Origin of the sequence: Streptomyces sp. NPDC037389 (assembly GCF_040636475.1) — a bacterium.
Classification (GTDB): Bacteria; Actinomycetota; Actinomycetes; order Streptomycetales; family Streptomycetaceae; genus Streptomyces; species Streptomyces hesseae.
Map to the genome: position 1 here is coordinate 13,973 of NZ_JBEZUS010000023.1, position 22,925 is coordinate 36,897.

General features: G+C 75.8%; 18 protein-coding genes. 5 read left to right on the forward strand and 13 right to left on the reverse strand.

Features of this window, described 5'->3' with window-relative positions:
* Window positions 1-121 precede the first annotated feature (121 nt).
* From AB0E98_RS31785 to AB0E98_RS31805, 5 genes are all read right to left on the reverse strand, one after another.
* Window positions 122-4,834, reverse strand: coding sequence for a hypothetical protein (locus AB0E98_RS31785; protein WP_361709466.1), 4,713 nt, complete (start codon window positions 4,832-4,834; stop codon window positions 122-124).
* A gap of 71 nt (window positions 4,835-4,905) precedes the next feature.
* Window positions 4,906-5,724 carry a hypothetical protein gene (locus tag AB0E98_RS31790; RefSeq protein ID WP_311610697.1) on the reverse strand — a complete coding sequence of 273 codons (819 nt, stop codon included), beginning with the start codon at window positions 5,722-5,724 and terminating at the stop codon, window positions 4,906-4,908.
* A gap of 205 nt (window positions 5,725-5,929) precedes the next feature.
* Entirely contained in the window at window positions 5,930-7,471 is a 1,542-nt protein-coding gene (locus AB0E98_RS31795) for a hypothetical protein (protein ID WP_361709468.1), read from the reverse strand.
* A gap of 121 nt (window positions 7,472-7,592) precedes the next feature.
* Window positions 7,593-8,561, reverse strand: coding sequence for a DUF979 domain-containing protein (locus AB0E98_RS31800; RefSeq protein WP_361709470.1), 969 nt, complete (start codon window positions 8,559-8,561; stop codon window positions 7,593-7,595).
* On the reverse strand, window positions 8,558-9,256 hold the full coding sequence (locus AB0E98_RS31805; RefSeq protein WP_361709472.1) for a DUF969 domain-containing protein: 699 nt from the start codon (window positions 9,254-9,256) through the stop codon (window positions 8,558-8,560). The genes AB0E98_RS31800 and AB0E98_RS31805 overlap by 4 nt, the downstream gene beginning before the upstream one ends.
* 114 nt (window positions 9,257-9,370) lie before the next feature.
* On the opposite strand from AB0E98_RS31805, the gene AB0E98_RS31810 reads away from it, so the two are divergent.
* Genes AB0E98_RS31810 through AB0E98_RS31825 form a run of 4 tightly spaced genes read left to right on the forward strand, consistent with a single transcriptional unit; the run spans window position 9,371 to window position 12,319 of the window.
* Window positions 9,371-10,024, forward strand: coding sequence for a GntR family transcriptional regulator (locus AB0E98_RS31810; protein ID WP_361709474.1), 654 nt, complete (start codon window positions 9,371-9,373; stop codon window positions 10,022-10,024).
* Window positions 10,021-10,791 carry a 5-oxoprolinase subunit PxpA gene (locus tag AB0E98_RS31815; protein ID WP_361709477.1) on the forward strand — a complete coding sequence of 257 codons (771 nt, stop codon included), beginning with the start codon at window positions 10,021-10,023 and terminating at the stop codon, window positions 10,789-10,791. Before AB0E98_RS31810 ends, AB0E98_RS31815 begins: the two co-directional genes overlap by 4 nt.
* Window positions 10,788-11,450 (forward strand): allophanate hydrolase subunit 1, encoded by a 663-nt coding sequence (locus AB0E98_RS31820; protein ID WP_361709480.1) that lies wholly within the window; start codon window positions 10,788-10,790, stop codon window positions 11,448-11,450. Before AB0E98_RS31815 ends, AB0E98_RS31820 begins: the two co-directional genes overlap by 4 nt.
* The gene (locus tag AB0E98_RS31825) at window positions 11,447-12,319 is read left to right on the forward strand and encodes a biotin-dependent carboxyltransferase family protein (protein ID WP_361709483.1); all 873 of its coding nucleotides are present in this window, start codon (window positions 11,447-11,449) and stop codon (window positions 12,317-12,319) included. The genes AB0E98_RS31820 and AB0E98_RS31825 overlap by 4 nt, the downstream gene beginning before the upstream one ends.
* A 56-nt stretch (window positions 12,320-12,375) precedes the next feature.
* Here the strand turns inward: AB0E98_RS31825 and AB0E98_RS31830 are convergent, their stop codons facing one another.
* The 3 genes from AB0E98_RS31830 to AB0E98_RS31840 form a co-directional block, all read right to left on the reverse strand.
* Window positions 12,376-13,728, reverse strand: a complete 1,353-nt coding sequence (locus AB0E98_RS31830) for an FtsW/RodA/SpoVE family cell cycle protein (protein ID WP_361709486.1) — start codon at window positions 13,726-13,728, stop codon at window positions 12,376-12,378.
* A 62-nt stretch (window positions 13,729-13,790) separates the two neighbouring features.
* Window positions 13,791-15,248, reverse strand: coding sequence for a HAMP domain-containing sensor histidine kinase (locus tag AB0E98_RS31835; protein ID WP_361709489.1), 1,458 nt, complete (start codon window positions 15,246-15,248; stop codon window positions 13,791-13,793).
* Window positions 15,249-15,255: 7 nt separating this feature from the next.
* On the reverse strand, window positions 15,256-15,933 hold the full coding sequence (locus tag AB0E98_RS31840; protein ID WP_361709492.1) for a response regulator transcription factor: 678 nt from the start codon (window positions 15,931-15,933) through the stop codon (window positions 15,256-15,258).
* 170 nt (window positions 15,934-16,103) lie between these two features.
* Between AB0E98_RS31840 and AB0E98_RS31845 the strand changes: the two genes are divergently transcribed.
* Window positions 16,104-16,520 carry a hypothetical protein gene (locus tag AB0E98_RS31845; protein WP_361709495.1) on the forward strand — a complete coding sequence of 139 codons (417 nt, stop codon included), beginning with the start codon at window positions 16,104-16,106 and terminating at the stop codon, window positions 16,518-16,520.
* A gap of 50 nt (window positions 16,521-16,570) precedes the next feature.
* On the opposite strand, the gene AB0E98_RS31850 is transcribed toward AB0E98_RS31845, so the two are convergent.
* From AB0E98_RS31850 to AB0E98_RS31870, 5 genes are read right to left on the reverse strand one after another with little or no spacing between them, the layout of a single operon-like run.
* Window positions 16,571-16,864, reverse strand: coding sequence for a hypothetical protein (locus tag AB0E98_RS31850; RefSeq protein ID WP_361709498.1), 294 nt, complete (start codon window positions 16,862-16,864; stop codon window positions 16,571-16,573).
* Window positions 16,861-18,624, reverse strand: coding sequence for a peroxidase family protein (locus tag AB0E98_RS31855; RefSeq protein WP_361709501.1), 1,764 nt, complete (start codon window positions 18,622-18,624; stop codon window positions 16,861-16,863). The genes AB0E98_RS31850 and AB0E98_RS31855 overlap by 4 nt, the downstream gene beginning before the upstream one ends.
* A 22-nt stretch (window positions 18,625-18,646) precedes the next feature.
* A complete protein-coding gene (locus tag AB0E98_RS31860) occupies window positions 18,647-20,026 on the reverse strand; it encodes a hypothetical protein (RefSeq protein ID WP_361709504.1) in 1,380 nt (459 codons plus the stop codon).
* On the reverse strand, window positions 20,023-21,444 hold the full coding sequence (locus AB0E98_RS31865; protein WP_361709507.1) for a cytochrome P450: 1,422 nt from the start codon (window positions 21,442-21,444) through the stop codon (window positions 20,023-20,025). Before AB0E98_RS31865 ends, AB0E98_RS31860 begins: the two co-directional genes overlap by 4 nt.
* Window positions 21,441-22,868 carry an FAD-linked oxidase C-terminal domain-containing protein gene (locus tag AB0E98_RS31870; protein WP_361709510.1) on the reverse strand — a complete coding sequence of 476 codons (1,428 nt, stop codon included), beginning with the start codon at window positions 22,866-22,868 and terminating at the stop codon, window positions 21,441-21,443. The genes AB0E98_RS31865 and AB0E98_RS31870 overlap by 4 nt, the downstream gene beginning before the upstream one ends.
* Between the last annotated feature and the right edge of the window lie 57 nt (window positions 22,869-22,925).

Sequence of the window (22,925 nt, forward strand, 5' to 3'; positions counted from 1 at the left end):
CTTCTCGAACGCCCCCGGCCGGGGCTGCCGCCCGGCAAGTGCCCCGGCTCGCCGACCACATCACGCGCGCCTTGGCGGGGTGGGCTTGCCCGCCCGGCGCGCCGGGCGGGCAAGCGGCGGATCAGGCGCGGGCGGGCTCGGCGAGCTCGTCGGCCGGGCGGCGGTACATGCGCGTGGCCGTGATCTGGCCGTGCACCTTCTCCTCCTCCGGGTCCTGCGGCTGCGGCAGGCCCGGACGCAGGTGCTCCTCGACGCTGATGTACTTCAGGCCCGCCCGCAGGTCCGCGTCATTGCGCAGCCGGATGACCAGCGGGAACTCGGCGAGAGCCGTCGTGTCGAACAGGCCGGTGGTGTAGAGCAGCTGGACGCCCAGCGCGTCGGCGACGGCCCGCTGGAGCTCCAGCAGGTACGTGGCGTTGGCGCGGCCGATGGGGTTGTCCAGGAACAGCGTTCCCGCGTGCGCCTGCTTGTCGCGGCCCCGGTCGTTGCTGCGCAGCGCCGCCATGGTGCAGTACAGCGCGATGGCGGCGGTCAGCAGCTGGCCGCCGGAGAAGACGTCGCCCATCTGGCCGACGGGGACGCGCTCGGCGCGCAGCACGGCGTCCGGCTTGAGGATCTCCACGGCCACGCCGCGCGGCAGCAGCGCCGCCCGGACACCGCGCAGCAGCAGCGACATGCCGTCGCGGCGCAGGTCGGAGTTCTTCTTGACGGCGGAGCGGGTCGCCTCGTCGATGACCTCGCCCAGCCGCTCGGTGAGCGTGGCCTGGTCGGGGTCGTCGAAGCGGATGCGCAGGAACTCCTGTCCCGACCACTCCCCCAGGCCCTCGGGCAGCCGGGAGAGCCGCTGCGCGGAGCGCAGCGTGGTCAGCGAGGACTCGACCAGCCCGCGCAGCCGGTCGACGATGCTGCCGCGGTTGCGCTCCAGCTGCTCCAGCTCGTCGGTCAGGACGCGCAGGCGGGGCGCGAAGGCCTCGGCCCAGGCGGTGGCGTGCTCGGGCAGGGCGGCGGCGGGCAGTTCGCGGATCTGCTGCCGGGCGGGGGTGCGCACCTGCTCGTAGCGGGTGGAGTTGGCGTGCCGGACGAGTACGTCGCTCGCCTCGCGGACGGCGGCGTCGGCGGCCGACAGATCGCCCGCGCAGCCGCGCAGCGAGCGCCGGGTCTCGGCGGCGGCCTGCCGGGCCTCCTCCAGCGTGCCGGTGTACGGCTCGGGCTGCTCGGCGTCGTCCTCGGGGGTGTTGTCACGCAGCAGGTCGCGCAGGAGCGCGGCCGTGTCGTCGAAGCCGGTCGCGGCGTCCTCGGCGGCGCGGTGGGCGCGCAGCAGGTCGTCGTGGGCGGTGCGGGCGCTCTCCAGGGCCTCCGTGCGGGCGGTGAGCTCGCCGGTGGCGGTGCGCAGCAGCTCCTTGGCCCGGTCGGCGCCGTCGGGCACGAGCTCCTCGGGGAGCTCGGTGTGGGCCTCGCCGTCGGCGGGGGCGAGGCGCTCGGCCTCGCCGCGCAGCCGGCCCAGCTGCTCGCTGGCGGCCGAGGTGCGGGACTCCAGCACCTGGACCAGCGACTCGGCGCGGGCGGCGGCGGCCTGGCGGGACGGGCCGTCGGCGCCGTCGGTGCCCTCCAGGAGCTGGGCGGCGCGGGTGCGCACCTTGTTGGTGAGACGGTCGAGTTCGGCGCGGGCGGCGGTCTCGTCGCTCTCGGCGCGGGCCTGCTCGGCGCGCAGGTCGGCGCCGACGCCGACTTTCTCGTAGACCTGGGAGGCGGCGCGGTAGGCCTCGCGGAGGGCGGGCAGGGAGGCGGTGGGCGCGTCATCGCCGGCGGCCGCGTCGTCCGGGGCACCGGCGATCTCCGCACGCTCGGCGCGCAGGGCGCGAGCGGTACGGCGCGCGTCGTCGGCCGCGCGCTGGGCGGCGCGGCGGTCCTCGTCGGCGGCGCGGGCGCGGTCGACGCAGACCTCGGCGCGCTCCTCGGCCTCGGCGGCCTCCTCGGCCAGTTCGCGCTGCCTGCTCTGCCAGTTGGCGCGCTCGCGCAGCCGGTAGGCGAGACCCGCGAGGGCGTCGGCGACGCGGCGGGCGCGCTGGGCGGTCTCCTGGCGCTCGTCGCGCAGCCGGGCCGCCTCGGTGGCGGTCTGGTCGGCCTCGGCGCGGGCCGTACGGGCCTCGGCCAGAATCCCCTGGGCGGTGTCGGCGGCGGTGCGGCAGCGCTCGGCCTCGGCGGCGAGCTCGGCGAGCCGCCCGGCGGGGCAGCCGGCGCGCCAGGACGCGATGCGGGCGGCGAGCGTGCGGTCGCCGGCCAGCCGGGCCGCGACGGACCGGATCTCTTCGTCGCGGGCCAGGGCCCGCTCGCGCAGGGCGTGCCGCTCCTCGTCGGCGGCGCGCTCGTCGTGCATGGCCGGGTTCGGCGGGACGAGGAACACGCCGTCGCCGCCGTCCGCGGCGGGAGCGGGGGCGAGGAGGGCGGTGGCGGTGCCGACGGCCACGGCCGAGCGCGGCAGCAGGGAGGCCGCGGCGAGCACCTCGCGGGCCCGGGCGTGCGAGTCGGTGTCGGTGATGATGACGCCGTCGACGAGCTCGGGGCGGGCGGCCAGGACGGCCGCGTGCTCGGCGGGGTCGACGGACTGGGCGAGGTAGCGCCAGCCGGGCAGGGCGGGGATGCCGTGCTCGCCGAGGTACTCCACCGCGGCGAGCACGTCGGCGCTGGGCGGCAGCAGGCCGCCGTCGCCGAGGGCGCCGAGGATGCGGGAGTCGTCGGCGGCGGCGGTGCGCAGGTCGAACAGCTGCCGCTCGGCGGCGGCGACGTTCTCGTCGAGCAGCTCGCGCAGCGCGTCGGCGCTGCGGTCGAGCTCCTCGGCGGTGAGGGCCCCACCGGGGGCGCTGCCGCGCGGGACGGCGCCGTCGCCGGGCGCGGTGCCGGTCCTGCCGTCGCCGGCGGCACCCGTGTCGTCCGTCCCCTCGGCGCCGGAGGCGCCCCGCTGGCCCGGGACCTGGCCGGAGGCCGTCGGCTCCGGCAGGCCGAGGAGTTCGACCAGGCGCCGGTCGGCGCCGATGGACTCCGCCGCCCGGCGCTCGGCGTCGTGGGCGGCCTCCGCCGCCGTCGCCGCGTCCGCGGCCCGCGCCGCGGCGAGCTCGGCGCGGCCCTCGGCCGCGGCGGTCTCCTTCGCCTGCTCGGCGGACTGCCGGGCCGCCTCGCGGGCGGTCTCGTAGGCGGCGACGGCCGGCTTCTCGGCGTCGCTGGCGGCGAGCGCGGCACGGGCCGGGTCGGCGTCGGGGCCGCTGTCGTCGATCCAGCCGGCGCGGACCGCCTCGGCGGTCTCCTGCTCGACCTCGGCGAGGCGCTGGCGCAGATGGCCCGATTCGCTGCGGGCGCGCTGGGCCTCGGTGGCGGCGGAGGTGGCGTCCCGGTGGGCGGCCTCGCCGGCCTCCTGGAGGGTGGCGGACCGTTCCTCCTGCTCATTGGCGACCCGCTCGCCCTTCTCGGCGGCGGTGTTGAGGGCCCGTACGAGCTCGGCGGCGGCCAGGGAGCGGGCGGCCAGCGCCGGGGCGGCGTCCAGCTCGGCCTCGTGGATGGCGGCGGCGACGCGCGCGGAGCGGTCGGCGGCGGCGCGGTGGCGCAGCACGGTCTCGGCGGCCTGCCAGGCGGCGTGCAGCGTACGGGCGTCGTTGAGCTCGCGGCGCTGGGCGGCGGCGGACTTCTCGGCGGCGGCCAGCGCGAGGGAGGCGTGGCGGTAGGCGAGTTCGGCGGCGACCAGGGAGGCGCGGCCGCGCCCGGTCTCGGCGTCGGTGACGGCGTGCGCGGCGGCGGCGACCCGCTCGGCGAGCTCGACGACGCGGCCGCGCTCCTCGGCGCCGCGCGCGGACAGCCGGCGGGCGAGGAGGCGGGTGCGGCGCTCGGCGCCGGTGTGCACGCCCCGGGCCCGGTCGCGCTGCTCGGCGGACTCGGCGATGCGGGAGAGCAGGTCGAGGGAGCCGGCGGTGAAGTCCCGTTCGGCGGTCAGCTCGGCGCGGCGGCCCAGCTTGTGGGCGAAGCCGTGGACCAGGTCGGCGAGGCCGTCGGTGTCCCGGGTGTCGGTGACCGCGCGCAGCAGCAGGTCGGTGAAGTCGGAGTCGTTCTTGACGGCGAAGAGGCCGGCGGCCTCGCCCTCGTCGGCGTTCATCTCGCGCTGGTAGCGGAAGAGCTCGGGGTCCAGGCCCAGCTCGCCGAGGTGCTCGTTCCAGCGCTCGTGGATCTCCTCCCACACCACGTCCAGGTTGGGGTAGGCCTTGCCTGCCTCGGTGAGGGCGTCGCGGAAGCCCTTCATGGTGCGGCGGCGGCCCCGGGCGCCGGAGGCGCCGTCCGCCTTGGGGCGCATCGCACTGGACTCGGCGACGGGCAGCGAGTCCAGGCTGAGACCGGGGCCCGGCCGGAAGGAGTACCAGGCCTCGGCGAACTTGCGGGGGTCGTTGGAGACCTGGCGGCCGCGCCACTCGCTGACCTTGCCGACGACGACGCTCTCGCCGGTGAGGACGTGCTGCCACTCCAGGGCGACGTGGCCGCAGTCGTCGGCGAGGAGGAACTTGCGGAGCACGCCGGAGCTGGCGCCGCCCAGGGTGTTGCGGTGGCCCGGCAGCATCACCGAGAAGATCAGCTTGAGCAGGACGGACTTGCCGCCGCCGTTCTCCAGGAAGAGCACACCGGCGGGCGCGGGGCGGCGCGGCGGGCCGACGGGCTCGTCCTCGAAGAACTCCGCCTGCGCGGGCGCGGGGTTCGGCACCGGCGCGCCGACCCCGCGCAGGTCCAGCACGGTGTCGGCGTAGCGCGCGCCGGCGGGCCCGATGGAGTAGAGGCGGACCCGGGACAGCTCGTACATGGCGGCGGACTCTCGTTTGTTTGTCGCTGGGTTGACGGTTTACGGACGGGCTGACGGCCGGCCGGGGGTTCTCACCCGTGGAAGGGCAGGCCCGCGTCGGCGACCAGTTCGAGGTCGTCGGTGTCGTCCGGCGGGAGCAGGGTGGGGGTGCCGTCCCCGACGGGGACGACGCCCAGCTCCAGCAGCTCGGCCATGGCGGCGGTGGCGGCCATGTCGCGGACCTGGAGCTGGTAGCGGGCGGTGGTGCGGAAGGCGCCGCCCGCGTCGTCGCCGGTGCGCTGGAGGAAGCCGGAGTCGACGAGGAAGGCGACGGCCTTGGCGATGATGCCGGTGGTGGATCCGGCGAGGCGGCGGGCGTCCTTGGTGGCGCCGGTGGCACTGCGGCGCGCGTAGACCCGCCAGGCGGCCTCCAGGCCGGGGGCGTCGCTGGTGGGGTCGGTGTTCTCGCCCTGCTCGGCGGCCCGCTCCTCCAGCCGGCGGCACGCCTGGCGGACGAACGCGTCGACGCCGTTGACGGTGATACGGCCGATGTAGCCGTCGTCGGCGAGGTCCTCCGGGCGCGGGAAGGCCATGGCCGCGACGGCGAGGTGGGCGAGGCCGTGGAGGAAGCGGTCGCCGGAGTCGACGGTGGCCCGGCGGGCGTAGTCGCCCATGCGGACGGCGAAGACGGAGTCCTCGGCGGCGGTGACGGCCATGCCGGCGCGGGTGGAGACCTCCAGCACGATGAGCCCGAGCCCGGCGGCGACCGCGTCGGCGAGGCGCGCGAACGCGGGCTCGTCGCGGTGACGGCGCAGCAGGTCGGCGTACTCGGCGTCGCGGGCGGGCTGGAGCTTGGGCTGGAGGCCGAAGGCGATGAGGCGGGCGGCGTCGGCGGCGTCGGCGGGGGTCACGCCGCCGCTCGCCGCTCGGGGTGCGCTGTTCTCGCCGGTGCCGGGCTCGTCGGCCGGGGCCTCGGCGTCGTACTCAGTCACGGTTGGTGCTCCTGCTGGGGGTTTGCGTGGGGTACGGGTGGTACGGCACCGCCGAACACCTCGCCGGGGGTTGCTCGCCGTCGCGGCGGGAGGGGGATGCCGAACCGGCCGTGGTCGACGGTGCTCACGACGCCTCCGCCCGGTCCGCCGCCATGCCCGCCGCGTCCAGAAGCGCCTTGCCCACGATGAGGTCGGCGCCGCCGAACCCCGGGTCGTCGAGGCGGGTTCCGTCGTCGACGGCGAAGAGCAGGGACTGCTCGCCCTGGCGGTAGGCCGTGCCGACGGAGGGGCTGGCGGCGTGGACGGCCAGCAGGGCGACGAGGTAGGGCAGTTCGGGGTCGCGGCGGCGGGCCTCGGCGAGCAGGCCGGAGAGGCGGCGCGGCGCGTCGGCGGGCAGGTCGAGCAGTTCCATGGCGCTCGCCAGCTGCTCCTCGCTGAAGCGGCTGTCGTCGGGCGTCTCGACCAGGTCCGGCTCGGGCATCTCCGCGCCCAGGTGCTCGCGCTCGACGGGCGGCGTGAGCAGCATCTCGACGAGGTCGCCGACCCGTACCGAGGCCGGGACGCGCAGGCCCGTGCCGCGGGCGAAGAAGGCGTCGGTGACCCGGCCCGCCCGCTCCAGGGGCAGCGGCAGCACGGGGGCCAGGAGCTGGCCGTAGAGGTCGAGGCCGGCACTGGCGGCGGGTGTGGCGAAGGCCTGCCGGTCCTGCTCGGCGCGGAAGAGCGGGCCGGCCTCCAGGAGGCGGGACTGGAGCTGGGTGTGCCGGCGGATGCAGTCCTTGACGATGTCGACGAGCTCGGCGGCGCGCCGCTTGTGCTCGGCCGTCTTCGGGTCGACCGCGGCTTCCGCCTCGTCGCGCGCCTTGCGGATGTTGGTGAGGATCGCGTTCTCGTGGCGGTAGCGGTCGGCGACGTGGTCGAGCGCCTCGGCGATCATGTCGGGGACGGTCTGGAGCCAGTCGACGGCGCGGACGTTGCGCCGGGTGGCGTCGAGGGTCTTGCGGAGGGTCTCCGCGTACTGCACGGTCCGGTAGCGGGCCTGCTCGGCGGCGAGCTGGGCGTCGGCGAGGCGGCCCCGGCTGATGAGGACCTCCAGCTTGACCTCGGCGGCGATCTGCGCGCTGGTGACGTCCGTGTCGAGGGCGCCGACCAGGACGTTGACCGCCTCGTCGGTGGTGCGCAGGAAGACCGTGCCGCCGGGCCCGGGGACCTCCTCGATGAGCTTGAAGTCGTAATCGCGGCGGACGTACGCGCCGTCGGCGCCGAACGTGCCGTAGACGGCGCGGAAGCCCCGGTCGACGCTGCCGACGTTGATGAGGTTCTCCAGGACCCAGCGGGCGACGCGCTCGTGTTCGGCGGCCGGGCGCTCGGGGGCCTGCGCGGCGACGCGCGGCTGGAGCCTGGCCACTATCTGCTCGTGGTCGGCCCCGGTGTCGAAGTCCATGTTGAGCGTGACGAGGTCGATGGCGGACAGTGCCACCTCCGCCATGGCGTAGACGCCGAACTCCCCCGCGAGGTTGGCCTTGCGCGCGTCGAGGTCGTGCAGCGGCGCGGTGCAGGCGAGCGCGCGCAGCCGACGGGCCAGGCCCTCGTCGGCGGCGGGGCCCGGGGCCGGCCTGGAAGGCCCGTTGAGCTGGGGCGGAACGGCCGCCGGGGCTGGAGAAGTCACGTCGCACAGAGTAGGTGGTCGCACCGACAACGGACGAAACGGCACGGGCTCGGCCGGGCCGGGGGCCCACCAGTCTAGGGCCGGGCCCCGCCCGGCCGGACGGCGCCCCTCCGGTCGCCCGTCACACCGCGAAAACGGACATGATGCCTATATTGCAGCCGAGCAGGACGAACGCCGTGGGCAGCTGTGCCTTGATGGGCCCGTACTGGTCCGTCAGCTCCAGCAGGGCCGCCGGGACCAGGTTGTAGTTCGCCGCCATGGGCGTCACCAGCGCGCCGCAGAAGCCCGCGAGCATGCCGACCGCGAGGACGGCGGCGGGGTTGCCGTGCGCCTGCTCCACGAGGACGGGCCAGCCGACGGCGGCGGTCATCACGGGGAAGGCGGCGAAGCCGTTGCCCATGAGGACGGTGAAGAGGAACATGCCGCAGCAGTAGACGACGACCGCGAGGTACACCGAACCCTCCGGCAGCACGGCCGCGGTGAGACGGCCGACCTGCTTGCCGACGCCCGCGTCGGCGAAGATGGCGCCGAGCGTGGCGAGCAGCTGCGGCAGCAGCATGGCCCAGCCCATGGACTCCAGCATCGAGCGTCCCGCGTGCAGCGGTACGGACGGCCGCCGTTCGCGCAGCATCACCATGCCGAGGGCGAGCGCGACGACGGCACCTATGCCCAGCCCCAGGACGGTCTCGCTGCCCTTCTGGAGGACCGGCTCCCCGCCGAGGGACACCCGCTTCAGCCCGACCGCGCACACCAGGGCGACGGCGGGGATGGTGAGGGCGGGCACGAAGAGCGCGTTGCCGTGCCGGCGGGCGCCGGCCGCCCGCCGCTCCGGGCCGGCGGTGCGGGGCGTACCGCGGCCGGTGAGACCGAAGCCGGCCAGGCAGGCCATGACGAGGACGGCGGCGCCCAGCGGTTCGGGCGGGGCGCTCCCGTCGGCCACCCACGTGCCGTAGCAGAAGCCCGCGCCCAGCAGGCCCCAGAAGGCGGCGGTGCCCAGGCGCCGGGGGTTGGTGCGGTCGGCGAGCATCTGGGCGGACATCGCCAGGAGGACGCCGCCGACGAGCCAGTAGAACCACTCCGCCTTGATCACTTGGCCGCGTCCTCCGGTTCCCTGTGGCGTATCGGCGGGTGCGCGAGGGCGCGGTCCAGGCGCAGCAGCCGCCAGCCGTGGACGGCGAGTGCGCACAGCGCGGTGGGCACGGCCCACAGCGCGAGGTCCAGCGGCTCCAGGCGCGTGTGGTAGGTGGTGTTGACGAATCCGGTGATCAGCAGGATCGAGCCGACGGCGAGGAAGACGTCCTCGCCGAAGAAGAGCCCGACGTTGTCCGCGCTGGCGGCGAACGAGCGCACCTTCTCCCGGGCCCGGCCGGACAGCGGCCCGTGGCCGCGCTCGGCCGCGCCCTCCGCCATGGGCGCGGCGAGCGGGCGCACGGTCTGGGCCTGCCCGAACACTCCGTTGAGCCCGAGGGCCGCCGTGAGCTGCCGCAGCAGGAGGTAGAGGGCGAGGAAACGTCCGGCGGTGAGCCCGGCGAAGCGGCCGATCAGATGCTGGGCCTGTTCCCGGAGGCCGTGGCGCTCCAGCAGGCCGATGACGGGGAGGGTGATGGCGAAGACGGTGACCGCGCGGCTGGAGGCGAAGCCGGTGCCGAAGTCGGCGAGGATCCGCTGCGGGGACAGCCCGCCCAGCAGGCCGGTGACGATGCCGGCCGCGCCGACCACCAGCAGGGGGTTGCGCCTCGTGGCGAAGCCCGCCACGACCACGAGGACACCCAGGAGTACGAGCATGCGTGGGCCTTCCGCATTCTCGGACCTCACTCGATCAGGTGAGGCGACTGCGGAGGACGCTAAGATATTGTTCAACAATCCTCAATAGGTGACGCTGGACGAATGAGCGAACCCATGGCCCGAACCACCGCTTCCGGCGCCCAGCGCGTCGCCGCGGCGCTGCGTGACCGGATCGAGGGCGGGGAACTGCCGCCCGGCACCCGGCTGTCGGAGGAGGCCCTGGGGCGGGAGCTCGGGGTGTCGCGCAACACGCTGCGCGAGGCCTTCCGGCTGCTCGTCCACGAGAACCTCGTCGCCCACCTCCTCAACCGCGGGGTGTTCGTCCGGGTCCTGGAGCCCGCCGACGTCGCCGACATCTACCGGATGCGGGCGGCCCTGGAGACCGCGGGCATACGGGCGGCCCCCGGCGCCCCGCCCACCGCGCTCTCGGCCGTCACGGCCGCCGTGGCCGAGGCCGAGCGGGCCGCCGTCGACGGCGACTGGCGCCGGGTCGGCACGGCGGACCTGCGCTTCCACCGGGCCCTCGCCGCGCTCGCCGGCAGCGAGCGCGTCGACACGGCGATGGACCGTCTGCTGGCCGAACTGCGACTCGCCTTCCACGAGATGCCCTCGCCCCGCCGCTTCCACGAACCGTTCGTCGCACGCAACCGCGCGATCGCCCGGCTGCTGACGGAAGGCGCGCACGAGCGCGCCGAGGCGGAGCTGACCACCTATCTGGACGACGCCCGGGCGATCGTCCTCGACGCGATGAGGGAGACCGACCGATGACGCCGATGGTGACGCCGATGGACCTCAACGCCGACCTCGGCGAGGGCTTCGGCCGCTGGCGCCTGACCGACGACGACGCCCTGCTGTCGGTCGTCACCAGCGCCAACGTGGCCTGCGGCTTCCACGCCGGCGACCCCTCCACCATGCGGTGGGTGTGCGAGCGCGCCGCCGAACGCGGGGTGCGCGTGGGGGCCCAGGTCTCCTACCGCGACCTCGCGGGCTTCGGGCGGCGCGCCATGGACGTGCCCCCGGACGAGCTCGCCGACGAGATCACCTATCAGATCGGCGCGCTGCGCGTCTTCGCCCGGGCCGCCGGGACGGATGTGACCTATGTGAAGCCCCATGGCGCGCTCTACAACCGTGTGGTCACCGACGCCGAGCAGGCCGAGGCCGTCGTGAGCGGGGTGCTGCGCGCGGGCGGGGCGCTGCCCGTCCTGGGCCTGCCCGGGTCGCGGCTGCACGAGGCGGCGGAGCGCGCCGGACTGCCGGTCGTCGCCGAGGCGTTCGCCGACCGCGCGTACACCGCGCTCGGCACGCTCGTACCGCGCCGGGACCCGGGGGCCGTGGTCCTCGACCCGGACACGGTCGTCGCCCGGTCCGTCCGTATCGCCCGTGACGCGGAGGTCTCCGCGCTCACCGGTGAGGACGTCGCCGTCCGGGCGCGTTCGCTGTGCGTCCATGGCGACACCCCGGGGGCTGCGCTGCTGGCCCGGCGGGTGCGCGAGGCGCTCTCGGCGGCGGGGGTCGCGGTGGAGGCGTTCGCGTGAGCGCCGCCGGCGGCTCCCCGGGCGTACCGCTCGACGGCGGCGCGCGGCGCGTCCTGCCCGTCGGCCGGCACGCTCTGCTCGTGGAGGTCGCCACCGCCGAGGAGGCCCAGGCCCTCCACGCCGAACTGCTGCGGCGCCGCGAGGCGGGCGCCCTGCCGCCCGTGCGCGAGATCGTGCCGGCCGCCCGGACCGTGCTGCTGGACGGGCTCGCCGACCCGCACGGCCTCGCCGCCGAACTGCCCCGCTGGGACGTGCCGCCCGTGGCCGCCGCCGACGCGCCGCTCGTCGTGTTGCCCGTCCGCTACGACGGGGCCGACCTCGCGGAGGTCGCCGCGCTGTGGGGGGTTGCCGAGAACAAGGTGGCGCGCGTTCATTCCGGCATCGAATTCCGCGTCGCCTTCTGTGGATTCGCGCCGGGATTCGGCTATCTCACCGGGCTTCCGGAGCGTTTGCACGTACCGCGCCGGGACACGCCGCGCACCTCCGTACCCGTCGGCGCGGTCGGGCTGGCCGGCCCGTACACCGGCGTCTACCCGCGCTCCTCCCCCGGCGGCTGGCAACTCATCGGACGGACGGACGCGGTGCTGTGGGACCCGGAGCGGGAGCCGGCGGCGCTGCTCGCGCCGGGGACGCGGGTCCGCTTCGAGGAGCGCGGATGACCGACGTGAACGCTCTCACCGTCGTTCGAGCCGGGGCGCTCACGACCGTCCAGGACCTGGGCCGCCCCGGCCACGCCCACCTCGGCGTGCCCCGCTCCGGCGCCCTCGACGAGCCCGCCCACCGGCTCGCCAACCGCCTGGTCGGCAACCCGGTGGACCACGCCACGCTGGAGACGACCGTCGACGGCTGCGTCGTACGGGTCGACGCGGCCGTGACCGTGGCCGTGACGGGCGCGCCGTGCGCGGTACGGGCCGGTGGGCGGCCGGTGGCGTGGGGCGCGCCGGTGCGGGTGCCGGCGGGGGCGGTCCTGGAGGTGGGCGCCGCCACGGCGGGGCTGCGGTCGTACGTGGCCTTCGCGGGCGGGGTCGCGGTGCCGCCGGTGCTGGGCAGCCGGTCGCGGGACCTGCTGTCGGGGCTGGGTGCGGAGCCGTTCTCCGACGGCGCCCGGCTGCCGCTGGGGGCGCCCTGCGGGCCGCCGGCAGGCGTGGACGCCGTGCCGTGCGAGGCGTTTCCGCTCGGTGAGCTCGTCCTGCCGGTCGTTCTCGGGCCTCGGGCGGACTGGTTCGCGCCGGAGGCGGCGGGGGTGCTGGGGGGAGACGGTTTCCGGGTGTCGTCCGCGAGCAACCGGATCGGGCTGCGGGTGGACGGGCCGGGGTTGCCGCGGATCCGGGGCGGTGAACTGCCGAGTGAGGGGCTGGTCCTGGGGGCGGTCCAGGTGCCGCCGGACGGGCGGCCGGTCGTCTTCCTCGCGGACCACCCCACGACGGGGGGCTACCCGGTCGTCGGCGTCGTCCCCGAGCCGTCCCTCCCGGGCGCGGCCCAGTCCCCACCGGGCACCCCGATCCGCTTCGTCCCGCGGCGCGGGTGACCCTCTTGCCGGACGGCACCGCGCACACGCGGGCGCGGCGGCCGGGGCGGCGCAGGTCAGGAGTCCGGTTCGCCCTGTCTCCCCGTGTTGTCGCTGACTCTGATCAGCAACGCCACCATCAGCCAGTTCGCCACCAGCGACGAACCGCTCTTCGCCAGGAACGGCAGCGCCTTGCCGGTCAGCGGGATCAGGCCCATCACTCCGCCCGCCACCACGAAGACCTGAAGCGCCAGCGCCGCCGCCAGGCCCATCGCCAGCAGCTTGCCGAACGGGTCGGCCGAACGCAGCGCCGTGCTCAGACCCCGCTGCGCCAGCAGCGCGTAGAGGACGAGGACGACCATCGTGCCGGCCAGCCCCAGATCCTCCCCGACGGTCGTGAGGATGAAGTCGCTGCGGCCGGCGAAGCCGATCAGCTCCGGGTGGCCCCGGCCCAGCCCCGCGCCCGTGACGCCGCCGCTGCCGAAGCCGAACAGCGCCTGGGCGGCCTGCGGGGAGAACGTGCTGCCCGGCTCGAACGCCCCGAAGGGGTGCAGCCAGGCATCGACCCGGCTCTTGACGTGCGGCTCCAGCGAGCCGACGACGCCCGCCCCCACGACGGCCATCAGCAGGCCGCACACCACCCAGCTGGTCCGCTCGGTGGCCGCGTAGAGCATCACCACGAACAGCCCGAAGAAGATCAGCGAGGTGCCCAGGTCCCGTTCCAGGACCAGCACCATCAGGCTCAGCACCCACACCGTCACGATCGGCCCCAGTTGCCGGCCGGGCGGCAGCCGTACGCCCAGGAACCGGCGGCCGGTCAGGGCGAGCGCGTCGCGGTGGGTGACCAGATAGCCCGCGAAGAACACCGCGATCATGGTCTTGACGAACTCGCCGGGCTGGAAGGACAGCGGCCCGATGAAGATCCACCGCTTGGCGCCGTAGGTGTCCCCGGGGAAGAACGCGGGCGCCATCAGCAGCACCAGCGCCACGGCCATCGTCAGATAGATGTAGCGCTGGAGCCGGCGGTGGTCGCGCAGCAGCGCCAGCACGGCCACGCACAAACCCACCCCGATCACCGTCCACATCAGCTGGCCGGAGGCGGTGGGCTCGGCGTGGTACCGCGCACGGTAGGCCGGGTCCAGCCGGTACAGCAGCACCAGCCCGAACGCGGAGAGCAGCACCGCCAGCGGCAGGATCAGGGGATCGGCGTACGGGGCCCAGCGGCGCACCGCCAGATGCGGCACCAGCGCCAGGCAGATCATGCTCCCCGCGAACCCCGGGAGCCCGCCGGGCACGCTCCCCGTGGTCGCCAGGCCGGTGTACACATAGCCGAAACAGCTGATGAGGACGGTGAGGCCGAGCAGCAGCGCCTCCCCGCGCCGGCGCCGGTACGCGGTGGCTCGTACGGTTTCCACGGTCACACCGGCCATGGTGATCGGCGGGTGCTGAAAGAAATCTGAGGTTCCTGAAGGCTCGTTCAGAAGCTCCGGAATCAGAAGCCCCGGAAGCGGCGCTTCCCGACCGGTTCGCCCGTCCCCTCCGGCAGCGGGAAGCGCGCCGCCAGGAGCGCCCCGCCGCCCGCCCTCGCGCCCGCCGCCAGATCACCGCCGTGCGCCCGCGCGATCTCCCGGGCGATGGCCAGCCCCAGCCCGCTGCCGCCGCTCTCCCGGTCGCGCGCCGCGTCCAGCCGCACGAACCGCTCGAAGACCCGCTCCCGCTGCTCCGGCGGGATCCCGGGCCCGTCGTCGACGACCTCCAGCACCGCGCACCGGCCCGTTCCCGCCTCCGCCGCAGCCTCCGCCTCCATGACGTACGCCCGCACGGTGACCCGTGAGGCGGCGTGCCGCAGGGCGTTGTCCACCAGGTTGGCCAGCAGCCGCTCCAACTGGGCCGCCCGGCCGCGCAGCGGTACGGGCACGGGGGCGTCCACCGTGACCGGCACCCGGGGCGCGGGGCGGCGGGCGGCCTCCTCGGCGGCCAGCAGCGCCAGGTCGACGGGCTCCGTCGCGCCCGAGGGGACGCGCGCGTCGAACCGGGCGAGCAGCAGCAGGTCCGCCGCGACGCGCTGGAGCCGCACGGTGTCGGCCAGGGCCGCCCGTACCGACTCCGGCGTCGGCCCGCCGGGCGCGCTCAGCGCGACCTCCAGCTGGGAGCGCACGGCGGCCACGGGGTTGCGCAGCTCGTGGGAGGCGTCGGCGACGAACTGCCGCTGTCTGCCGACCGCCTGCTCCAGCCGGTCCAGGGTGGCGTTGACGGTCAGGGCCAGCCGGGCCACCTCGTCGTCCGCCGGCGGCTCCGGCACCCGGCGGTCCAGCTCGCTGGCGGTCACCGCCGCCAGCTCGGTACGGATCCGGGTCACCGGGCGCAGCGCCAGCCCGGTGACCGCCCAGCCGAGGCCGGCGGCCAGCGCGATGAGCAGGGGCGCGGCGGCGAGCAGTCCCATGGCGATGGTGTGGGTGGCGTCGTCGACGTCGCTGAGGACGGTCAGCGCGTAGACGTAGCGCTCCTGCGCGCCCGGCGGTGTGGCGCGGACGACCACCAGGTCGCCGCGCTGGCCGCCCATGGCCCGGCTCACGGCTCCGGCGGTGTCGGCGCCCGGGGCGGGTCGCAGCGGGGCGACCCGGCGGGCCAGGGGCTCGGCCGAGGGGCGGGTCGTGGCGATCACCGTGCCGTGCGGGTCGAGGACGAGCACGACGTCGACGCCGTCCCGGGGCGCGGGCAGCAGCGCGGGCAGCGGACCGGCGTCCGCCCGGGCCGCCACCTCGCGGGCGGCCAGCTCGGTGCGGCCGCTCACGTTGTCCAGCAGGTTGGCGCGCAGGACCGTGTAGAGCCAGGCCCCGCCCGCCGCGAGCAGCAGCGCCATCGCCAGCGCGGCCGCCGCCGCGCAGCGGCCCCGGACGGTGCGGGGGAAGGGGCGGGGAAGACGGCGGGGAAGGCGCGTCTCAGCCACCGTCGGGTCAGCCACCGTCGGGCGCCATGCGGTAGCCGGTGCCGTGCACGGTGAGGATGGACCGGCGGCCGAAGGGCGCGTCGATCTTCCTGCGGAGGGAGGAGACGTAGACCTCGACGATGTTGGGGTCCGTCCCGCCGGGTGAGTCCCACACCTCGTCGAGGATGTCCCGCTTGGCCACCGTCCCTCCCTCGGCGGCCATCAGGCAGCGCAGCACGGCCAGCTCGCGGGCGGTCAGCTCGATCTCCCGGCCGCCCCGGCGGCAGCGCCGCCCGGCCGTGTCCAGCTCCAGGTCCCCGGCCCGCAGCACTGGGCTGCCGGCCGCGCCGCGGCGGCGGCCCAGTGCCCGCAGCCGGGCGAGCAGCACCACGAAGGAGAACGGCTTGGTGAGGTAGTCGTCGGCGCCCGCGTCGAGCCCCTCCGCCTCGTCGTACTCGCCGTCCCTCGCCGTCAGCATCAGCACCGGCGTCCACACGCCCAGCCGGCGCAGCCGACCGCAGACCTCGTAGCCGTCGAGGCCCGGCAGCATCACATCCAGGATGATCACGTCGTACGGGCCGGCCAGGGCGGCCTCCAGGCCCCGGTGGCCGTCGTGGACGACGTCCGCCCAGTGTCCCTCGGCGGCCAGCCCTCGCCGGAGGGTGTCCGCGAGACCCGTCTCGTCCTCGACTATCAAGATGCGCACGCCCCAAGCCTCACATAGCCGACGGGACGCAACTCGTGCACCGCCATCCGGAGTCACGGTGCGTGATGTCGCGCACACTTAGTGGAAGGGTCGTAACCGGGCGGTGTCGCGGCGGGTTGACGCACCGGCACCGCAGGATCGACGACGCAGGACGGAGCAGTGGTTCAGCGATGAGCAAGCGCCAGAAGGGCCGCCGACACCGCAGGGTCAACCGCACGCCGCGCCCGGTGGGCCCCTCCCGCCACGGCGCGGCCCGGCCCGAGCCGAGGCCGGAGCACCGGGCGGAGCAGCGCCACGAGCCGCGTGTGGAGGGGCGCGTGGAGGCGCGTGCGAAAGCGCGGTCCAAGGAGGTCCCCGCGCTCGGCCGTCATGAGGCACGCACCTGGGACGGGCTGCTCGCCCGCGGCGCCGAGGGCGCCTCCGTCGACGAACTGTGCCTCGCGGTGGGCTATCAGGCGCGCACCATCCTCAAGCACGTCGCCGGGCTCGCCGATCACGGTCTGGCGGAGCTGCGCGACGAGCGCTGGTACGCCACGGCCGAGGCCCTGGCGAGCACCGGCCGGCAGCCCGCGGCCGTCGGCCGCTGACGCGCTCCGGGCCGGGGGGATCCCGCACTCCCCCGGCCCGGGGTCCTCTCTCACCGGCCGGTGTTCCGCGCGCCTCCGCCCTCGCGCCGGGTGCGGGCGAGGGCGGCGAGCACGGCCTCGTGGCCGAGGAGCGCGTCGGCCGCGCGCTCCAGGGACCGGGCGGCGGTCTCCGCCCGGCCCGCGTGGGCGAGGAGGTTCCGCCGCAGGGCCGTGCCCTCCGTGCCGGGCAGCGCCACGGCCTCCGCCCCCGCCCGCAGCCGCCCGGCCTGCTCGCGCAGCCGGCCCGCCTGGGCCCGCACCCGCCCCGACCAGGGCGCCCCGCCCCCGGCGTCCGGGGCGCTCACCGCGCACCCGGCCAGGGGGCGAAGACATTGCGCGCGCCCTCCAGAGCGGGCGCCAGCTCCGGGTGGTGGCGCAGCAGGACGTCCCGCATGCCCGTCCGGTCCACCCACTCCAGGCCCTCCCGCGTATAGACCTCCGGCCGGTAGTCGACGGTGAAGAAGCGGTCGCTCTTCAGCCGCCGGGACGCCATCAGCACGAACACCCGGAACGCCGTGTCGCTGAACGCGAAGCCGCGCGGCCGGGGTTCGGCGTACATGCCCACCATCGTGTCGACCCGGTCCAGCCGCCCGTCGTAGACCTCCCGCAGCTCGGCGGCCAGCGCCCGGTCCCCGCCGGTGAGTTCCTCGAAGTCGCGCACCGGGGGGCGGTGGAGGGCCGCGCGGAAGGCGGTGTAGCGGGGGACGCCGCGCTCGCGGTCGCGCAGCACGTCGACCGTGCCAAGGTCCACGCGCTCGCCGGAGATCCTCAGCAGGTCCCGCAGACAGTCGGGGTGGTTGTGGAGGGTGATGGCGCCGGGGTGCATGGTGCCGAAGGAGTAGAACAGGTCGGTGAGGCCCCATTCGTCCACGGTCTTGCGGGTGGCCAGTGCCTGGAGCGGCTCGAAGCCGCAGCGCTCGACGATCTCACCCGTGCGGTGCGAGCGGATCTCGTACTCGTCGCGGATCAGCGGGTGCAGCCGGTAGGAGGTGACGAACTCCTCCGTCATCGAGTACGGGGCGCTGTGGTGCGCGGTGGGGGATCCGAGGATGCCGAAGAGCGCCTCGCCCCCGCCCCGGCGGCGCACCCGCCGGCGGATCCGGGCGGGCAGCACGCCGTACCAGTTGAGGTGCATCGCCGCCCGGGTCACCGGCTGGTCGATGGCCGCCGGGGTCCACTCCACCGTGTGGATCTTCGCCATCACGGCGGCGTTGACCAACCGGGCCGTCTGGAAGAGCCGTTCGTCGTCCCAGGTCGGATGGGCGGCGGCGATCCGGTCGCAGATCGCGTTGTGCTCCTTGGCGAAGAGCGTGTGCAGCAGCGACAGCCCCACCCAGTAGTTGTCGATGAAGCCCGTGGCGTCGATGCCGGAGAGCCCGGGCGCGCTCTCGTCCGGCAGCCTGCCGTCGACGACGGTAAGTCTGCCACCCTCGCCCGTCCTCAGCTCCCGGCACCGCTCCTCGCTGGAGCCGTAGATCTGCGAGCCGTCCCACCAGTGGGTGACCGTGTTCTCGTACGTCGGCGGCCGCCCGGAGCCGGTGTGGGCGACGGGGTCGGGGCGGGTGCGGCGGACGAGCATGGGGCACTGCGGCCAGTCGTCGCCCTCGCCGAGCGGCACGTCCAGGGGCCGGTCGGTGGTGTTGTCGCCGTGGCTGAACCAGCCGTGGTTCTGGAACTGGATCCAGGCCGCCGCCAGCAGGTTGAGCGTCGGGGCCGGGCGGAAGCCCCCGTCGCGGGCCAGCAGCCGCCGGCTCACCTCGCGGGGGCCGGGGGCGAACAGCCCGTCGTCCTCCGCCTCCGGGAAGGTCCCCGGAAGCGCGCAGTTCCGGTCGAAACGGGTGCCCGCCCGGCCCATGTCGGCGTCGTCCGGGTCGTAGCCGGAGCCGTCGTAGCTGCGGTGGGGCAGCAGCCGCGGGGTGGGCCGGCGGGGGCGCTCGCCGCCGGCGCCGTAGGTGTCGTGCAGGTTGTGGGCGCGCAGCAGCTCCCGCTGCCGCCTGATCTCCAGCAGGGCCAGCGGGAAGGGCAGGGAGTGCCATTCGCGGCGGGGCCGCGGTACCGGGGTCATCCGTCACTCTCCAGGGGTCGGTTCAGCGGTCGTGGAGCCGGAGGACGACGGTCTCCTCCACCCGGCCCCGGTACTCGCCCAGCAGGGCGTCCACCCGGTCGCGGGCGTCCGGCACCACCTCGTCGAGGCTCTGCGCGTACACCGCGGCGTTGTGGCACTGCGGGAAGTCGTGCGCCCGGTCCACCCAGGTGATCTCCAGCCAGCCGGCGGGCACCGGGAAGACCGACACGGGGCTGCGGCCCTCCAGGTTGGGCACCACGTCGTGCTCGTTGACGAGGCTGACCACCTTCGTGCGCGGGTCGTACGGGCGTTTGAAGTCGATCGGCGAGCCAACGGCGACGACGTGCGTGATCCGCCAGCGGTCGTTGACGTCGGGCAGCTCGGCCAGGTTCATGGCCGTGATGCCGCCCAGGCTGTGCCCGATCAGCGCCACCGACGCCCCCTCCGGCACCGTCCGGTCCAGGGCCTTGCGGACGGCACGGGTGTACGGGGTGTCGTTGCGGCCCACGGCGGTGACCGCCCCGACCAGGTCCTGCGGGGTGGAGTTGCGGGGCCGGCCGAAGGCCATCCCGGGCAGCAGCACCACATGGCGAATCTCGCCGTCCGGCCCGGCCACCCGGGTCACCAGCATCCGGCCGTCGGTGCCCAGGGCGGCGATGTTGCGCACGTGCGCGCTGACGCTCCCGCCGTGGTCCAGCCGGGCCGCCAGGCCCTCGTCCGCCACCACCTCGGCCCGGCCCGGGCCCCGGTCCCAGCGGGCCCAGGCGCCGATGGACGTGCCCAGCAGCGGATCGCCGTCGGCGCGCGTGCCGGTGACGATGTGCCAGGCGGCCGCGTCGTTGAACGGGTTCTCGTCCATCAGCGCGTTCCACGCCATCACCTCGGTCAGCGACGGCGCCAGCCGGGCCAGCGCCCGCTCGGCGCCCTCCTCGCGGACGTGCTCCCGCAGCACCCGCAGGGCCCTCGTCTGCCGCCCCGCCTCGATCGCGTCCAGCAGCCGCCGCACCGGCCCCTCCGGCCCGAACTCCGGGTGCCGCACCGCGCACAGCCGGATCCGCAGCTTCAGCGAGGCCACCGCCACGGCGACGGCCAGGCTCTCCCGGCCGGTGAGCACCCCGCCGAGCCACGCGGCCCGGCCCAGCCCGCCGCCGTCCGGGGCGTAGCCCAGTCCGGCGGGAGCGGTCAGCGAACGGGCCAGGGCCGTGAGGGCCCGCAGTCCGGTGCGCGGGGAGCGGGTCAGCGAGCCGGCCAGTGCCGGGTCGGTGGCCACGGCCGTCAGGGCCCGGCCCGCCGCGCGGATCTCGCCCGCCACCTCGCCCAGGGTCCGGGCCACCGCGGCGAGGGCCGCCAGGTCCTCCTCGGACGGCCGCCCGGGCACGGCGAGGGCGGTGCCCGCCGTCATGACCCCTCCGGCGTCCGGTAGGCGCGGTAGCCGATGCGCAGCCGCGTCGCGTCGAAGGCGTACGGCAGGGGCCGCTTGGGCCCCAGCCGCACCCCGGCCACCGCCAGTTCCCCGCCGCGCAGGAACTCGGCGACGAACCCGGTGGCCAGCAGGAGCCCCAGCTCCATGCCGCTGCACCGCGCCTCGCCCCGGCTGAAGGGGCTGATCGCCCAGTCCCGTTCGGCCGTGCCGTCCAGCCACTTCTCCGGCGCGAACCGGTGCGCGTAGTCGATGCGCTCCGCGTCCCGCGCGTGGAACGTGGCGGGCACCAGCACACTGACGCCGCCCGGGGCCACAGCCGACCGCCAGCGGGTCTCGGCGGTGGTGCGTCGCATCAGGTTCGCCACCGGCGGCCACAGCCGCGCGGCCTCCTGCACACAGGCCCGCAGATAGGGCATCGCCAGGAACCCGGGCGCCGTGTGGGCGCCGTGCGCCCGGTCCGCGTCCCGTACCTCCTCGGCGGCCTTCCGGTAGTGCGCCGGGTGGGTGGCGAGCAGGGCCAGCGTCTGCACCACCGCCGCGTGCACCACGGCCAGTGCCATGAACCAGTGGGCGACCTGTCCCTCGGGAGCCGTCTCCGGGCCCCGGGGCGAGGTCCGGAACAGCCCGCCGAGGCTGCGCGGGTCGGCGTCGCACAGATAGCGGGCCTGCCGCTGCATCATCCGGCGCCGCACCCGGCGGGTGCGTGCCGTCCGCCAGCGCCGGGCGCCCATCCAGTTGGCCTCGGCCAGCAGTTCGTCCAGCAGCCGGGAGAACTCCAGGTCGTCGGCGGCCGCGTCGCCCAGGAAGCAGCGCCGCCCCACCCGGTCGAGACTCTCGCGCACCCGGCCGGCCGGCAGCCCGGCCTCCGCCTCCGGGCCCAGCAGTTCCCGCGCCTCCTCGCCCACCACCCGCAGGAAGTGCCCGGCGAGCCGGTGCGCCGGGCAGCCCGCGTCCAGCACCGCGTCGTTGAAGGCGCGCCGTGCCGTGCGCTGCCGGCCGTGCGAGGCGATCAGGGCCTCGGGCTGCACGGCGGCGAAGCCGCTCACCTTCTCCCAGGTGTCCACCGCGTAGATCTCCACGGGCCCGGCCAGCACCTGCCGGGCGTCCCCGGCGTCCAGCACCAGCAGGGTGGGGCCCGAGGTGCCGCGCACCACGACCGGTCCCTTCCCGTGCCGGCTGCGCAGGGCGCGCATCAGCTCCGCGCCGTGCCGGCCGGGGTCCAGCCGGGCCACGAGCCGGGCCACGCGCGGCCGGGGCCGGAAGACGCCCTTGAGGTAGTTGGGCAGGAAGTAGGCCAGCGTCAGCCGCAGGTTCTCGCTCCGGGAGGCGACCGGCAGAGCGGTGCCCGCCTCGTCCCGGACGGTCGTGGTACCGGAGGTCTCGCTCGTCCAGGTCATGCCAGCACCTTCCCCGGGTTGAGGAGCCCCTCGGGGTCCAGCAGCCGCTTGATGTCCTGCTGCAACCGCAGGTTGCGGGCGGGCAGTTCGCGCTCCAGCCAGTCGCGCTTGAGGATGCCCACGCCGTGCTCGCCGGTGATGGTGCCGCCCAGCTCCAGCCCGGCGGCCATGATGGCGTCGTAGGCCTCCTCGGCCCTGCGCACCGCGTCGGGATCGGAGCGGTCGAAGACGACGGCCGGGTGGAGATTGCCGTCGCCCGCGTGCCCGGCCGTGGCGATGTACAGCCGGTATTCCTCGGCGATCTCCTCGATCCGGTCGACGAGGGCGGCCAGCCGGTCGCGGGGCACGGCGACGTCCTCGATGAACGCCGCCGCCTCGCCCGCCACCTCCCGGGCGCGGGCCGTGAGCGCGGGCATCACCATGCGGCGGGCGTCCAGCACTCCCCGGGTCTCCGCCGCGTCGGCGGCGACCGTCACGGACAGCGCCTTGGCCTCCCGGCACAGCCCGGCCATCTCCGCGAGACGCTCCGGAGCGTCGGGCGCGTCGGAGGCCACGATCAGCGTGGCCGCGTCCCGCCCGGCGTCGTCCGCCAGCAGCGGGTGGCCCAGCGCCGCGACCGCGGCGGTCGTCGTACGGTCCATCAGCTCCAGCGCGGACGGTGTATGGCCCGCGCGGACGATCGCGGCGACGGCCTCGCCCGCGTCGGCGGCGGACCCGAAGCGGGCCAGCAGCGCCAGCTCCGGCGGCCGGGGCGGGCGCAGCGCGAGCGTCGCCTCGACGATGACGCCGAGCGTGCCCTCGGAGCCGACGAACAGCCGGGTCAGGTCGTAGCCGGCGACGCCCTTGACGGTGCGCCGCCCGGTCCGCAGGATCTCCCCGTCGGCCAGGACGACCGTCAGCCCCAGGACGTAGTCGGCGGTCACCCCGTACTTCACACAGCACAGCCCGCCCGCGCCCGTGGCGATGTTCCCGCCGATCGTGCAGGTCTCCCAGGAGGCGGGGTCCGGCGGGTAGCACAGCCCGTGCCGGGCGACGGCCGCCGCCAGGTCGGCGGTGACCACGCCGGGTTCGCAGCGCACCAGCCGGTTGGCGGTGTCGATCTCCAGCACACGGTCCATCCGGACCAGGGAGAGCACCACACAGCCGTCCACGGCGTTCGCGGCGCCCGCCAGCCCCGTCCGCGCGCCCTGCGGCACCACCGGGACGCCGAGCGCGCGGGCCGTGCGCACCACGTGCCGCACCTGCTCCACCGTCTCGGGGAGCACGACCACGGCCGGCCGTCCCGCCACGCCGAAGGGGGCCGCGTCACGGCTGTGGAGGGCGCGTTCGGCGTCCCCGGTGAGCAGCGCGTCGGGGGGCAGTCCCGCGCCGAGGGCCGTGAGCAGCGAGGTGCTCTCCGGGGGGCTTGCTACGGAAACGGACATGTTTCAGCTCCATGCGGTGGGGGGCCGGTGGAAGACGTGGTGGAGCGGCCGCGCGCG

Excerpts from the sequence above, each read along its gene's own strand:
- AB0E98_RS31870 (WP_361709510.1), bottom strand. The coding sequence starts at position 22,868 with ATGTCCGTTTCCGTAGCAAGCCCCCCGGAGAGCACCTCGCTGCTCACG.
- AB0E98_RS31785 (WP_361709466.1), bottom strand. The coding sequence starts at position 4,834 with ATGTACGAGCTGTCCCGGGTCCGCCTCTACTCCATCGGGCCCGCCGGC.
- AB0E98_RS31855 (WP_361709501.1), bottom strand. The coding sequence starts at position 18,624 with ATGACCCCGGTACCGCGGCCCCGCCGCGAATGGCACTCCCTGCCCTTC.
- AB0E98_RS31865 (WP_361709507.1), bottom strand. The coding sequence starts at position 21,444 with ATGACCTGGACGAGCGAGACCTCCGGTACCACGACCGTCCGGGACGAG.
- AB0E98_RS31805 (WP_361709472.1), bottom strand. The coding sequence starts at position 9,256 with ATGCTCGTACTCCTGGGTGTCCTCGTGGTCGTGGCGGGCTTCGCCACG.
- AB0E98_RS31860 (WP_361709504.1), bottom strand. The coding sequence starts at position 20,026 with ATGACGGCGGGCACCGCCCTCGCCGTGCCCGGGCGGCCGTCCGAGGAG.
- AB0E98_RS31845 (WP_361709495.1), top strand. The coding sequence starts at position 16,104 with ATGAGCAAGCGCCAGAAGGGCCGCCGACACCGCAGGGTCAACCGCACG.
- AB0E98_RS31810 (WP_361709474.1), top strand. The coding sequence starts at position 9,371 with ATGGCCCGAACCACCGCTTCCGGCGCCCAGCGCGTCGCCGCGGCGCTG.
- AB0E98_RS31825 (WP_361709483.1), top strand. The coding sequence starts at position 11,447 with ATGACCGACGTGAACGCTCTCACCGTCGTTCGAGCCGGGGCGCTCACG.
- AB0E98_RS31815 (WP_361709477.1), top strand. The coding sequence starts at position 10,021 with ATGACGCCGATGGTGACGCCGATGGACCTCAACGCCGACCTCGGCGAG.
- AB0E98_RS31830 (WP_361709486.1), bottom strand. The coding sequence starts at position 13,728 with ATGGCCGGTGTGACCGTGGAAACCGTACGAGCCACCGCGTACCGGCGC.